Origin of the sequence: Pseudomonas tohonis, assembly GCF_012767755.2 — a bacterium.
GTDB lineage: Bacteria > Pseudomonadota > Gammaproteobacteria > Pseudomonadales > Pseudomonadaceae > Metapseudomonas > Metapseudomonas tohonis.
On sequence record NZ_AP023189.1, the window covers coordinates 2911446 to 2924631 of the forward strand.

Below are 13186 nucleotides of genomic sequence, written 5' to 3' on the forward strand. Positions count from 1 at the left end.
TGTTCATGGCGGTGGAGTACAAGAGGCGGGCCCGGGTTCAACCTATGCTTGGGCACAGGGTCGATGCGACGCACCTTCGGCCCGGGTGCCTGTCAAACACAGAGCCCACACGTCGATATCGCTAAATGTTGTTCTAATAACAAAATGGCGCTTATGAAATGGCGTGATTCCATGATTCTGAGTTATCTTGATGCGATTAAAACAAGATATCGCCTGGAGCCGCTGATATGCATCCCCGCATTATCGAAGTAACCGAACGCCTCATCGCCCGCAGCCGACCCACGCGCGAGCGCTACCTGGCGATGATCCGCGAGGCCGCCGGCAAGGGCCCGCAGCGCGGCAAGCTGCAATGCGCCAACTTCGCCCACGGCGTCGCCGGCTGTGGCGGCGAGGACAAGCAGCGCCTGCGCCTGATGGACGCCGCCAACGTCGCCATCGTGACCGCCTACAACGACATGCTCTCCGCCCACCAGCCCTACGAGCACTACCCCGAGCGCATCCGCCAGGCGCTGCGTGGAGTCGGCTCCGTCGGCCAGGTCGCCGGCGGCGTCCCCGCCATGTGCGACGGCGTCACCCAGGGCGAGCCCGGCATGGAGCTGGGCATCGCCAGCCGCGAGGTGATCGCCATGTCCACCGCCGTGGCGCTGTCCCACAACATGTTCGACGCGGCGGTGTTCCTCGGTGTCTGCGACAAGATCGTCCCCGGCCTGATGATGGGGGCGCTGCGCTTCGGCCACCTGCCCACCCTGTTCATCCCCGCCGGGCCCATGCCCTCGGGCCTGTCGAACAAGGAGAAGGCCGACGTCCGCCAGCGCTACGCCGAAGGCAAGGCCACCCGCGACGAGCTGCTGGAATCCGAGATGGCCGCCTATCACGCCCCCGGCACCTGCACCTTCTACGGCACCGCCAACACCAACCAGATGCTGATGGAGATGATGGGCCTGCACCTGCCGGGCGCCTCCTTCGTCAACCCCGGCACTCCGCTGCGCGATGCCCTCACCGAGGAGGCTGCGCGCCAGGTCACCCGGCTCACCCGGCAGGCGGGTAACTTCACGCCCATCGGCGAGCTGATCGACGAGCGTGTGCTGGTCAACTCCATCGTCGCCCTGCACGCCACCGGCGGCTCCACCAACCACACCCTGCACATGCCGGCCATCGCCCAGGCCGCCGGCATCCAGCTCACCTGGCAGGACATGGCCGATCTCTCCGAGGTGGTGCCGACCCTGGCCCACGTCTATCCGAACGGCAAGGCCGACATCAATCATTTCCACGCCGCCGGTGGCGTCGCCTTCCTGGTGCGCGAGCTGCTCGACGCCGGGCTGATGCACGAAGACGTCAACACCGTCGCCGGCCGCGGCCTGCGCCGCTACACCCGGGAACCCTTCCTCGAGGACGGCCGCATCGCCTGGCGCGACGGCCCGGCGAAGAGCCTGGACGAGAACATCCTGCGTCCCGTCTCCAACCCCTTCTCGCCGGAAGGCGGGCTGCGGGTGATGGAGGGCAACCTCGGACGCGGCGTGATGAAGGTCTCCGCCGTGGCGGCCGAACACCAGGTGGTGGAAGCCCCGGCGCGGGTCTTCCATGACCAGCAGGCCCTCGCCGACGCCTTCGCCGCCGGCGAGCTGGAGCGCGACATGGTGGCGGTGATGCGCTTCCAGGGGCCGCGCTGCAACGGCATGCCCGAGCTGCACAAGATGACCCCCTTCCTCGGCGTGCTGCAGGATCGCGGCTTCAAGGTGGCGCTGGTCACCGACGGGCGCATGTCCGGTGCCTCGGGCAAGATCCCGGCGGCCATCCACGTCTGCCCCGAGGCCTACGACGGAGGTCCACTGGCGCGCGTGCGCGACGGTGACATCATCCGCGTCGATGGCCGGGCCGGAACCCTGCGGGTGCTGGTGGATGCCGATGCGTTCGCCGCCCGCGAACCGGCGCCGATCCAGCACAACGCCGAGGTCGGTTGTGGCCGCGAGATGTTCGCCTTCATGCGGGCCGCCTTCAGCACGGCGGAGCAGGGGGCGAGCGCCTTTACATCCAGCCTGGAGAACCTGAAGTGAAGTTGGCGCTGGTCGGCGATATCGGAGGCACCAACGCGCGTTTCGCCCTGTGGCGCGATGAGCGGCTGGAAGCGGTCAAGGTCCTGGCGACGGCGGATTTCGCCACACCGGAGCTGGCCATCCAGCATTACCTGGCGGGCCTCGGCCTCGGCCTGGCGCCGGGTGCCGTCGCTGCCGTCTGCCTGGCCTGCGCCGGGCCGGTGGGCGGCGAGGATTTCCGCTTCACCAACAACCACTGGCGCCTCAACCGCCGCACTTTCTGCGAAGCCCTGAGCGTCGAGCGACTGCTGCTGATCAACGACTTCTCCGCCATGGCCCTGGGCATGACCCGCCTGCAGCCCGGCGAGCGCATGACCATCTGCGAAGGCGAGGCCGAAACCGATCGCCCGGCGGTGGTCATCGGCGCCGGCACCGGCCTCGGCGTCGGCACCCTGCTGCCCTTGGGCGAGGGGCGCTGGGCCGCGTTGCCGGGCGAGGGCGGGCATGTCGACCTGCCCATCGGCAGCGTCCGCGAGGCCGAGCTGTGGCGCTACCTGCACGAGCGCCAGGGCCACGTCAGCGCCGAGAACATCCTCAGCGGCGGCGGCCTGTTGCAGCTCTACCGTGCCAGCTGCGCCCTCGACGGCATCGAGCCGCACCTGGACAGCCCGGCCGCCATCACCTCGGCGGCGCTCGCCGGCGACAGCGAGGCTAAGGCGGTGCTGGAGCAGTTCTGCGTCTGGCTCGGCCGCGTCGCCGGCAACAACGTGCTGACCCTCGGGGCCCGTGGCGGGGTCTATGTGGTCGGTGGCGTGGTGCCGCGCTTCGCCGAGTTCTTCAAGGCCAGCGGCTTCGCCCGCGCCTTTGCCAGCAAGGGCTGCATGAGCGAATACTTCGGTGGCGTGCCGGTCTGGCTGGTCACCGCCGAGTACCCGGGCCTTGAAGGCGCGGGCGTGGCGCTCCAGCAGGCCTTGCAGGCCTGAGGCGTGTACCCGGTACTGAGCACGCTGCACGTTTCCGGTAAGAAACCTGATGTAGGGTGGACCACGCTTCACCGGTCCACCGATGGTTATGCATCGCTGCCGGCAGGTGGATGAAAAGAGCGTCATCCACCCAGCGCCAACGCCCTGCATCCGAACGGACATGACCCATAATAACAAGGGAAGGCCCACGTGAGCCAAGCCGGTAAAACCATCCTCCTGGTCGATGACGACGAGGAAATCCGCGACCTGCTGCAAACCTACCTGAGCCGCGCCGGCTTCCAGGTGCGCACCGTGGGCGACGGCGCCGCCTTCCGCCAGGCGATGGGCGAAGTGGCCGCCGACCTGGTGATCCTCGACGTGATGCTGCCCGACGAAGACGGCTTCAGCCTGTGCCGCTGGGTGCGCGAGCACCAGCGCCTGGCCCATGTGCCGATCATCATGCTCACCGCCAGCTCCGACGAGGCCGACAGGGTGATCGGCCTGGAGCTGGGTGCCGACGACTACCTCGGCAAGCCCTTCAGCCCTCGCGAGCTGCAGGCGCGCATCAAGGCGCTGCTGCGCCGTGTCGGCTTCGCCCAGGAGCGCGGTGCCGGCGAGGCCCAGGTGCTGGCCTTCGACGAGTGGCGCCTGGACATGGTCAGCCACCGCCTGTTCCACATCGATGGCGAGGAGGTGATCCTCTCCGGCGCCGACTTCGCCCTGCTCAAGCTGTTCCTCGACCACCCGCAGCAGATCCTCGATCGCGACACCATCGCCAACGCCACCCGTGGTCGCGAGGTGATGCCCCTGGAGCGCATCGTCGACATGGCCGTGAGTCGCCTGCGCCAGCGCCTGCGCGACACCGGCAAGGCGCCGCGGCTGATCCGCACCGTGCGCGGCTCGGGCTACCTTCTGGCAGCCCAGGTCTCGCCCCATGCCTAAGCGCCGCTGGAACCCGATGCCGCGTTCGCTGCTCGGGCGCATGCTGTTCCTCACCCTGCTGGTGGTGCTCCTGGCCCAGGCGCTGTCCAGCGTCATCTGGGTCTCGCAACTGCGTGCCAGCCAGATGGAGGGCCTGCTCACCAGCGCGCGCAGCCTGGCCCACTCCATGGCCGCCAGCGTCGCCTACTTCCGCTCGCTGCCCCTGGGCTACCGGCCACTGGTGCTGGACCAGCTGCGCAGCATGGGCGGCACGCGCTTCTTCGTCTCGCTCAACGACAAGCCGCTGAACATGCAGGTGCTTCCCGCCACCCCGCGCAAGGAGGCCGTGCTGGAGGTGGTGGACGACGTCCTGCGCGAGCGCCTGGGCAGGCAGGTGGACCTCTCCGTGCAGTTCGTCAGCCCGGACGACCTGCGCATCTTCAATGGCGAGCTCAAGCTCGACGAACTGCCGCGCTCCTGGGCCCACTACGCGCTGAGCCTGGAGCCGCTGAACCCGCCGGTGCTGGTCACGCAGATCCAGATCGCCCCCAATGAGTGGCTGTACCTCGCCTCGCTGATGCCGGAGCCCTACGTCGGCCTCGAAGACCAGGGCCTGCCGGCGCAGCAGCTGTGGTTCATCATCCTCACCAGCACCTTCCTGCTGCTGTTCATCGGCCTGCTGGTGCATTGGCAGAGCCGGCCGCTCAAGCGCCTGGCCGCCGCCGCACGGGACATGTCCCTGGGTGCCGACGTGGAGCCGCTCGCCGAGGCGGGGGGCAGCGAGGTGGTGGAGGTGAGCCGTGCCTTCAACAGCATGCGCGAGCGCATCAGCCGCTACCTCAACGAGCGCAGCCAGCTGTTCAGCGCCATCTCCCACGACCTGCGCACCCCCATCACCCGCCTGCGCCTGCGCGTCGAGCTGCTGGAGGACGAAGCCCTGCAAGCCAAGTTCGGCCGCGACCTCGACGACCTGGAGCTGCTGGTCAAGGGCGCGCTGCAATGCGTGAAGGACACCGACATCCACGAGAACATCGAGCCGGTGGACCTCAACCACCTGTTGCACTGCCTGGTGGACCCCTACCTGGGCAACGGCCGCGTCACCCTCGAGGGCACCGCGCGCCGGCCCTTCCCGGGCAAGCCCCTGGCCCTGCGGCGCTGCATCGGCAACCTGGTGGACAACGCCCTGAAGTACGGCCAGCGCGCCCACCTGCACATCGAGGACGGCCGCGACGCCTTCGTGCTGCACGTGGACGACGAAGGCCCCGGCGTGCCCGAGCAGCGCCTGGAGCAGGTCTTCGAGCCGCACTTCCGTCTCTCCGGGCAGCAGCAGGGCTACGGCCTGGGCCTGGGCATCGCGCGCAACATCGCCCACAGCCACGGCGGCGAAGTGAGCCTGCGCAACCTGCGCGAAGGTGGCCTGCGGGTGACCCTGGAGCTCCCCCGCGTCGCCGATTGAGCGCAGCCCAACAGCGTCCATCAGGGCCAGGGCTCCAGCCCCAGCAGCCGGCGCCCGTGCGGGCTGAGCTCCGCGCGGGCGAAGTGGCGGCGCTCGTATTCCCTCGGATCGCCAGGGAAAGGGTCGCCCAGCGGGTGGGTCTGCGCAGCCCAGGTGTGGATGCGCGCCTGGCGCAGCGGTTCGTTGTCGAAGTCCGCCGGGAACATCGAGATGTACTGCGCCAGGCGCACGCGGTCCTTCGAGCGGTTGGGGCGCACGCCGTGGGCCAGCAGGCTGTTGAAGATCAGCAAGTCGCCTTTCTCCAGGCTGATGTTCTCGATGCGGTGCTCGCCGATATCCGGCTTGAACGGGTTGGCGCCCTGGGGCTGGCGTGCCCACCACTGCTCGATCTCCGCGAAGATCCCCGGCACGCACTGGAAGCCGCCGACCTCCTCATCCTGCGGGGCCAGCGACAACACGCCCTGGGCGGCGATGGGCAAGGGCCGCCGGGACACATCGACGTCGAAGTGGATGAAGCCGTCCTTCCTGCCCGCCGCGCGCGCCGCCTTGTTCGGCGGGTTGAGGTTGGCGCGGTCGATGGCCACCCACAGGTCCTCGCGGTCCCAGATGTCGACGAAGGCGTCGTAGACGCGCCGGTTCTGCCGGGTGTCCCACAGGCTCTGGTGGTTGTAGACCTCGACCATGCCGGTGTTGTTGAGCTCGGTCATGCGGTGCTCGCGCAACTGCGGGCGGTACCAGGTGGTCGGGTCGTGCGGGTCCATCTCCTGGAAGCGCCAGAGCATCTCCACCACCGCATCGGCCTCGGCGGCACTGACCGCATTGCGCACGATCACATAGCCCTTGCGGGTCCAGTGCTGCCAGTCGGCCTCGCTCAGCACCCGCAGCGGGCGGCGCTTGTCGATGGCCTGCAGCGGCGTGGTGGAACGCCCCGCGCCAGGGTGGTTGCCGTGCCCGTCCGTGTAGAGGTTCGCCATGTCGGTCTCCTGCGTCGTGGTGATGGGAACGGCTCGCAGGCTATCCAGCGGGGCAGGGCGAGGCTGCCGCGGTTAAAGGCCAAAACCGATACTTTTATGGCGTGATGCCCGGCCCGGGTTCGGCTATCGTGCCGTTCATGCGCGCATTCCTCGAAACCATCACCCCCGACGACGGCGCCTCCTGGGCCCTGCTGAACCGCCGCCTGGAGGAGGGCATCCCCTTCCAATGGCACCACCACCCGGAGTACGAGCTGACCCTCACCCTCAACAGCCTGGGCCATCGCTACATCGGCGACGACATCGAGCCCTACGGGGACGGCGACCTGGTGCTGGTCGGCCCCGGCGTGCCCCACAGCTGGTGCTCCCGCGAGCGGATCGATGCCGGGCGGCCCCACGTGGCACTGGTCATCTGGTTCAACCGCGACTGGGCCAACGGCCTCCTGGCGCTGCTGCCGGAGCTGCGTGACCTTGGCGTGCTGCTGGCCGGCGCGGAGCGGGGCCTGAGCTTCGGCGCGGCGACCCGCGCCCGCGTGCGCCCGCTGATCGAGGCGATGCCTGAGGCGGAGCCGGGCCGGCGCCTGATGTTGCTGCTGGAGGTCCTGCTGCTGCTCTGCCGCGACCCTGACCTGCTGCACCTGGCCAACGCACCGTGCATGCCCGCCAGCGCCCCCCTGGCCGACCCGCGCATCCAGCGGGTGCTGGACCGGCTGCACCAGGGCTTCGCCGCGCCGGTTTCCATTCCCGAACTGGCCGGGCTCGCCTGCGTCAGCGTCTCTGCCTTCCACCGGATGTTTCGCCGCCACACGCGGATGACCGCCGTGCAGTACGTCACGCGGCTGCGCATCGGTCGCGCCTGTTCGCTGCTCATCTCCACCGACCTGGCGGTGGTGCGCATCGCCGAGCAGGTGGGCTATGCCAACCTCTCGCTGTTCAACCGGCAGTTCCTCGCGCTCAAGGCCAGTACCCCGAGGGACTTCCGCCGCCTCCACCGCAAGGCGGCGAATCCGCCCCTGGCGAGATCAGGAACGGAGTGGGCCCCGTGACGTGATTTCCGCCCTGTGTAACCGAATCGTGACCTTCGGGCATCCCTTTGTTACCCGGCGCCCCGACCATCCTGTTTAGACTTCCGGCAAGCGCAAGCACCGACTTGCACAGCCATAAAAACAAAAAGGTGATCCCCTCATGAATGCTCTCTCTCGCCTGGCCGTTGTCGTATCCCTCGCTTCGCTCTTCCCCCTTTCTGCACTCGCCGGTGAAGTGGAGGTCCTGCATTGGTGGACGTCCGGTGGCGAGAAGCGCGCCGCCGAAACCCTCAAGGAACTGGTCGAGAAGAAGGGCCATACCTGGAAGGACTTCGCCGTCGCCGGCGGTGGTGGCGAGGCCGCGATGACCGTGCTGAAGACCCGCGCCGTTTCCGGCAACCCGCCTTCCGCCGCGCAGATCAAGGGGCCGGACATCCAGGAGTGGGGCGAGCTCGGCCTGCTCACCGAGATGGACGACGTGGCCGCGGAGGGCAAGTGGGACGAACTGCTGCCCAAGCAGGTCGCCAGCATCATGAAATACGAGGACCACTACGTCGCCGTGCCGGTCAACGTGCACCGGGTCAACTGGCTGTGGATCAACCCCGAGGTGTTCAAGAAGGCCGGCGCCACGCCGCCCACCACCCTCGATGAATTCTTCGTCGCCGCCGACAAGCTCAAGGCCGCCGGCTTCATCCCCGTCGCCCACGGTGGCCAGCCCTGGCAGGACGGCACCACCTTCGAAAACATCGCCCTGAGCATTCTCGGCCCGGAGGACTACCACAAGGCCTTCGTCGAACTCGACCCGGCCACCCTCTCCGGCGAGAAGATGGTCAAGGTCTTCGCCACCCTGCAGAAGCTCCATGGCTACATCGACGCCAACGCCGCCGGTCGCGACTGGAACTCCGCCGCCGCGCTGGTCATCAACGGCAAGGCCGGCATGCAGATCATGGGTGACTGGGCCAAGGGCGAATGGACCGCCGCCGGCAAGGTGGCGGGCAAGGACTACGTCTGCGTGCCGTTCCCCGGCACCCAGGGCAGCTTCGACTACAACATCGACTCGCTGACCATGTTCAAGCTCAAGGACGACGCCAACCGCAGCGCCCAGGAAGACCTGGCGCGCATCGTCATGGGCACCGAGTTCCAGACCCTGTTCAGCCAGAACAAGGGCTCCATCCCGGTGCGCCAGGACGTCGACATGAGCGGCTTCGACAGCTGCGCCCAGGCTTCCATGAAGGACTTCAAGGAAGCCGTCGGCAACGGTGGGCTGCAGCCGAGCATGGCGCACCTGATGGCCTCCTCGGGCTATGTCCAGGGTGCGGTGTTCGACGTGGTCACCAACTTCTTCAACTCGCCCTCGGCGGACCCGAAGAAGGCCGCCCAGCAACTGGCGGCCGCCATCCAGGCCGTGCAGTAAGCAACCGGGCCGCCCCGGCGGCCCGCTCCTTTCCCTGATTCGCAACGGTGCCGGCAGGCGCCACGGCTTCCTGCTGCCCGGATTTCCCCTCCGGGGTGCCCGGGCGACCTGCCATACGGAGTGATCCATGAGTTCAACCGCAGTCTTCGCCAAGGCGTCGCCACTCGATGCGCTGCAGCGCTGGCTTCCCAAGCTGGTCCTGGCGCCGAGCATGCTCATCGTGCTGGTGGGCTTCTACGGCTACATCCTCTGGACCTTCCTGCTGTCGTTCACCAACTCGCGCTTCATGCCCAGCTACAAATGGGTGGGCCTGCAGCAGTACGAGCGCCTGTGGGACAACGACCGCTGGTGGGTGGCCAGCCACAACCTGCTGGTGTACGGCGGGCTGTTCATCACCATCAGCCTGGCGATCGGCGTGTTCCTCGCCGTGCTGCTGGACCAGCGCATCCGCCGCGAAGGCTTCATCCGTACCGTCTACCTGTACCCCATGGCGCTGTCGATGATCGTCACCGGCACCGCCTGGAAGTGGCTGCTCAACCCCGGCCTGGGCCTGGACAAGCTGCTGCGCGACTGGGGCTGGGAAGGCTTCCGCCTCGACTGGCTGGTGGACCCGGACCGCGTCGTCTACTGCCTGGTGATCGCCGCCGTGTGGCAATCCTCCGGCTTCGTCATGGCGCTGTTCCTCGCCGGCCTGCGCGGGGTCGACCAGTCGATCATCCGCGCCGCCCAGGTGGACGGCGCCAGCCTGCCGACCATCTACCTGCGCATCGTCCTGCCGAGCCTGCGCCCGGTGTTCTTCAGCGCGCTGATGATCCTCGCCCACATCGCCATCAAGAGCTTCGACCTGGTGGCCGCGATGACCGCCGGCGGCCCCGGCTACTCCTCCGACCTGCCGGCGATGTTCATGTACGCCAGCACCTTCACCCGTGGGCAGATGGGCCTCGGCGCGGCCAGCGCCATGCTCATGCTCGGCGCCGTGCTGGCGATCATCGTGCCCTACCTGTATTCCGAACTGAGGAACAAGCGCCATGACTAGCCTGGCCGGAAAACCCCCGCTCAGCCTCAGCCGCCTGGCCATCCACGCGACCCTGGTCGTCGCCTGCGCCCTGTACCTGGTGCCGCTGGTGGTGATGCTGCTGACCAGCTTCAAGACCCCCGACGACATCCGCACCGGTAACCTGCTGTCGCTGCCGGACGTGTTCACCCTCATCGGCTGGGCCAAGGCCTGGGCCCAGGTCGGCGGCTACTTCTGGAACTCGGTGATGATCACCGTGCCGGCGGTGCTGATCTCCACGCTGCTCGGCGCGCTCAACGGCTACGTGCTCTCCATGTGGCGCTTCCGGGGTTCGCAGCTGTTCTTCGGCGCGCTGCTGTTCGGCTGCTTCCTGCCGTTCCAGGTGGTGCTGCTGCCCGCGTCCTTCACCCTCGGCAAGTTCGGCCTGGCCAACACCACCGCCGGCCTGGTGCTGGTCCACGTGGTCTACGGCCTGGCCTTCACCACGCTGTTCTTCCGCAACTTCTACGTCAGCATCCCCAACGCCCTGGTGCGCGCGGCGCGGCTCGACGGCGCCGGGTTCTTCACCATCTTCGGGCGCATCCTGCTGCCCATGTCGGTGCCCACCGTCATGGTCTGCCTGATCTGGCAGTTCACCCAGATCTGGAACGACTTCCTCTTCGGCGTGGTGTTCGCCAGCGGCGACAGCCAGCCCATCACCGTGGCCCTGAACAACCTGGTGAACACCAGCACCGGGGCCAAGGAATACAACGTCGACATGGCCGCCGCGATGATCGCCGGCCTGCCGACCCTGCTCGTCTACGTGTTCGCCGGCAAGTACTTCCTGCGTGGCCTCACGGCCGGCGCGGTGAAGGGCTGAAAAGCGGCTGCGCCCGCTCGCGGCGCTTCTGATTAGTGGAGATCGACATGGCAACCCTCGAACTGCGCAACGTGAACAAACGCTACGGCAGCGGCCTGGCGGACACCCTCCGGGACATCGAACTGTCCATCGACTCGGGGGAGTTCCTGATCCTCGTCGGCCCCTCGGGCTGCGGCAAATCCACCCTGATGAACTGCATCGCCGGGCTGGAAGACATCACCGGCGGCGCCATCCTCGTCGACGGCCAGGACATCAGCGGCATGAGCCCCAAGGACCGGGACATCGCCATGGTGTTCCAGTCCTACGCCCTGTACCCGACCATGAGCGTGCGCGAGAACATCGCCTTCGGCCTGAAGATCCGCAAGCTGCCCGCTGCCGAAATCGAGGCGGAGGTGAGTCGCGTGGCCAAGCTGCTGCAGATCGAGCACCTGCTCGAACGCAAGCCCGGCCAGCTCTCCGGCGGCCAGCAGCAGCGCGTCGCCATGGGTCGCGCCCTGGCGCGGCGGCCGAAGATCTACCTGTTCGACGAGCCGCTCTCCAACCTCGACGCCAAGCTGCGGGTGGAGATGCGCACCGAGATCAAGCTGATGCACCAGCGCCTGAAGACCACCACCGTCTACGTCACCCACGACCAGATCGAAGCCATGACCCTGGGCGACAAGGTGGCGGTGATGAAGGATGGCGTCATCCAGCAGTTCGGCACCCCGCAGCAGATCTACAACGACCCGGCCAACCTCTTCGTCGCCGGCTTCATGGGCTCGCCGCCGATGAACTTCATCCCCCTGCGCCTGCAGCGCCGCGACGGCCAGCTGTGGGCGCTGCTGGACAGCGGCCAGGCGCGTTGCGAACTGCCCCTGGGCGAGCTGGGGGAGGGCATCGAAGGGCGCGAGGTGATCCTCGGCGTGCGCCCCGAACAGATCCTCGCCAGCGCACCGGCCGGCGCCACGCTGCCGGGCATCCGCGCCGAGATCGAAGTCACCGAACCCACCGGGCCCGACACCCTGGTGTTCACCAGCCTCAACCAGACCAAGGTCTGCTGCCGCCTGGCGCCGGACGCCGCGCCGCAAATAGGTGAAACCCTGTCGCTGTATTTCGATCCCAGCAAGGTGTTGCTCTTCGACGCGCAGAGCGGTGAGCGCCTGGGTGGGCTGGGAAAGTCACGAACCGCTGAGCGCGCGGGGAATGTCGCGCAGTTCAAGGGGCGTTGAAAGAACGGCCGCCCCGGCTGCCATCCGAGCCCAGGGACGGCCCTGATATCCAAGGCAATACAACAATAAAAACTGGAGTGGATATGAACGTGAAGAAAGGTTGGTGGATGCTGCCCTGCGCCATGATGGCGCTGCCCGGAGCGGCCAATGCGCTTGATTTTACCGGCTACATGCGCAGTGGCGCCGGCAGCTCGACCGATGGCGGCACCCAGTCGTGCTTCCAGCTGCCGGGGGCGCAATCCAAGTACCGCCTCGGCAACGAATGCGAGCAGTACATCGAGCTGGACCTGCGCCAGGACGTGTTCAGGCTCGACGACGGCTCGGTGATCAGCCTCGAAGGCATGGCCCAGCTCTACAACCAGTACGGCCACACGCCCAAGTTCACCGGCGACTACGGTTTCGCGCGGATGAACCAGATGTACGCCGAGTGGAGCAACATGCCTGCGCTCAATGGCGGTTCCTTCTGGGCGGGGCGCCGTTTCTACAAGCGTAACGACATCCACATCTCCGACTTCTACTACTGGAACCAGAGCGCCACCGGCTTCGGCTTCGACGAAGTGGCCATCGGCGACCTGAAGTACAGCTACGTCTTCTCGCGCAAGGACAACTACGACCAGAAGCCCTACATCAACCGCCACGACTTCAACGTCGGCGGCTTCCAGACCAACCCCGGCGGCGAGATGGAAGTGGGCTTCAGCTACATCGACAAGCCCGACAGCACCGACGCCCACAGTGGCTGGGCGGTGACCGCGCAGCACAAGCAGAAGCCCTTCGCCGGCGGCGCCAACACCTTCGCCCTGCAGTACGGCCGCGGCCCCGGCACCGGCCTGGGCTACACCGGCGACCCGACCCTGGACAACAGCGCCTCCAGCTGGCGCGCCGTGGAATTCTTCGACTGGCAGATGACCCCGCGCTTCGGTGGCCAGTTCGAGATCGTCTACCAGAAGGACAAGCGCCCCGACGGCGCCGACCAGAACTGGCTGTCGGTGGGCGTGCGCCCGGTCTATGCCATCACCGAGCAGTTCAAGCTGGTCACCGAACTGGGCCGCGACCAGGTGGAAGCCCCCGGCGGCACCCGCAAGCTGACCAAGTTCACCATCGCACCCACCTGGTCGCCCGCCGGCCCGGGCTTCTGGGAGCGCCCGGAAATCCGCCTCTACTACACCTACGCCAGCTGGAACGAAGCGGCGCAGCGTTCGGCCAGCCTGCTGGCGGCCGGCTCGGCGCTCTCCGACACCGGCGCCTACGGCACCGACCTGCACGGCTCCAACGTCGGCGTGCAGATCGAGTACTGGTGGAAGTGAGCATGAGCGGCGCGGCCC

The 13186-nt window shown here is 67.6% G+C and carries 11 protein-coding genes; 10 read left to right on the top strand and 1 reads right to left on the bottom strand.

Going from position 1 to position 13186, the window contains the following annotated elements:
* Positions 1 to 227: 227 nt before the first annotated feature.
* From edd to HSX14_RS13455, 4 genes are all read left to right on the top strand, one after another.
* On the top strand, positions 228 to 2054 hold the full coding sequence (gene edd, locus HSX14_RS13440) for a phosphogluconate dehydratase (protein ID WP_173174217.1): 1827 nt from the start codon (positions 228 to 230) through the stop codon (positions 2052 to 2054).
* Positions 2051 to 3016, top strand: a complete 966-nt coding sequence (locus HSX14_RS13445; protein WP_173174215.1) for a glucokinase — start codon at positions 2051 to 2053, stop codon at positions 3014 to 3016. Before edd ends, HSX14_RS13445 begins: the two co-directional genes overlap by 4 nt.
* 189 nt (positions 3017 to 3205) lie before the next feature.
* On the top strand, positions 3206 to 3937 hold the full coding sequence (locus HSX14_RS13450; RefSeq protein ID WP_173174213.1) for a response regulator: 732 nt from the start codon (positions 3206 to 3208) through the stop codon (positions 3935 to 3937).
* A gap of 16 nt (positions 3938 to 3953) precedes the next feature.
* The gene (locus HSX14_RS13455; RefSeq protein WP_173174552.1) at positions 3954 to 5372 is read left to right on the top strand and encodes an ATP-binding protein; all 1419 of its coding nucleotides are present in this window, start codon (positions 3954 to 3956) and stop codon (positions 5370 to 5372) included.
* 20 nt (positions 5373 to 5392) lie between these two features.
* Here HSX14_RS13455 and HSX14_RS13460 read toward each other — a convergent pair whose 3' ends face one another.
* Complete coding sequence (locus HSX14_RS13460) at positions 5393 to 6346, bottom strand: phytanoyl-CoA dioxygenase family protein (RefSeq protein ID WP_173174211.1); 954 nt, start codon at positions 6344 to 6346, stop codon at positions 5393 to 5395.
* A 137-nt stretch (positions 6347 to 6483) separates the two neighbouring features.
* On the opposite strand from HSX14_RS13460, the gene HSX14_RS13465 reads away from it, so the two are divergent.
* The 6 genes from HSX14_RS13465 (at position 6484) to HSX14_RS13490 (ending at position 13168) form a co-directional block, all read left to right on the top strand.
* On the top strand, positions 6484 to 7389 hold the full coding sequence (locus tag HSX14_RS13465; protein WP_173174209.1) for a helix-turn-helix domain-containing protein: 906 nt from the start codon (positions 6484 to 6486) through the stop codon (positions 7387 to 7389).
* 139 nt (positions 7390 to 7528) lie between these two features.
* Positions 7529 to 8782, top strand: coding sequence for an ABC transporter substrate-binding protein (locus tag HSX14_RS13470; protein ID WP_173174207.1), 1254 nt, complete (start codon positions 7529 to 7531; stop codon positions 8780 to 8782).
* A gap of 127 nt (positions 8783 to 8909) precedes the next feature.
* Positions 8910 to 9818: a carbohydrate ABC transporter permease gene (locus HSX14_RS13475; RefSeq protein ID WP_173174205.1), complete on the top strand. Its 909-nt coding sequence runs from the start codon at positions 8910 to 8912 to the stop codon at positions 9816 to 9818.
* A complete protein-coding gene (locus HSX14_RS13480; protein ID WP_173174203.1) occupies positions 9811 to 10656 on the top strand; it encodes a carbohydrate ABC transporter permease in 846 nt (281 codons plus the stop codon). Before HSX14_RS13475 ends, HSX14_RS13480 begins: the two co-directional genes overlap by 8 nt.
* Before the next feature lie 47 nt (positions 10657 to 10703).
* On the top strand, positions 10704 to 11864 hold the full coding sequence (locus tag HSX14_RS13485; RefSeq protein ID WP_173174201.1) for an ABC transporter ATP-binding protein: 1161 nt from the start codon (positions 10704 to 10706) through the stop codon (positions 11862 to 11864).
* Positions 11865 to 11947: 83 nt separating this feature from the next.
* The gene (locus HSX14_RS13490; protein WP_173174199.1) at positions 11948 to 13168 is read left to right on the top strand and encodes a maltoporin; all 1221 of its coding nucleotides are present in this window, start codon (positions 11948 to 11950) and stop codon (positions 13166 to 13168) included.
* Positions 13169 to 13186 lie beyond the last annotated feature (18 nt).

Bases quoted from the DNA above. Each gene is read 5' to 3' on its own strand.
- HSX14_RS13475 (WP_173174205.1), top strand. From the start codon at position 8,910: ATGAGTTCAACCGCAGTCTTCGCCAAGGCGTCGCCACTCGATGCGCTG.
- HSX14_RS13480 (WP_173174203.1), top strand. From the start codon at position 9,811: ATGACTAGCCTGGCCGGAAAACCCCCGCTCAGCCTCAGCCGCCTGGCC.
- HSX14_RS13465 (WP_173174209.1), top strand. From the start codon at position 6,484: ATGCGCGCATTCCTCGAAACCATCACCCCCGACGACGGCGCCTCCTGG.
- HSX14_RS13485 (WP_173174201.1), top strand. From the start codon at position 10,704: ATGGCAACCCTCGAACTGCGCAACGTGAACAAACGCTACGGCAGCGGC.
- HSX14_RS13490 (WP_173174199.1), top strand. From the start codon at position 11,948: ATGAACGTGAAGAAAGGTTGGTGGATGCTGCCCTGCGCCATGATGGCG.
- HSX14_RS13455 (WP_173174552.1), top strand. From the start codon at position 3,954: ATGCCGCGTTCGCTGCTCGGGCGCATGCTGTTCCTCACCCTGCTGGTG.
- HSX14_RS13470 (WP_173174207.1), top strand. From the start codon at position 7,529: ATGAATGCTCTCTCTCGCCTGGCCGTTGTCGTATCCCTCGCTTCGCTC.
- edd (WP_173174217.1), top strand. From the start codon at position 228: ATGCATCCCCGCATTATCGAAGTAACCGAACGCCTCATCGCCCGCAGC.
- HSX14_RS13460 (WP_173174211.1), bottom strand. From the start codon at position 6,346: ATGGCGAACCTCTACACGGACGGGCACGGCAACCACCCTGGCGCGGGG.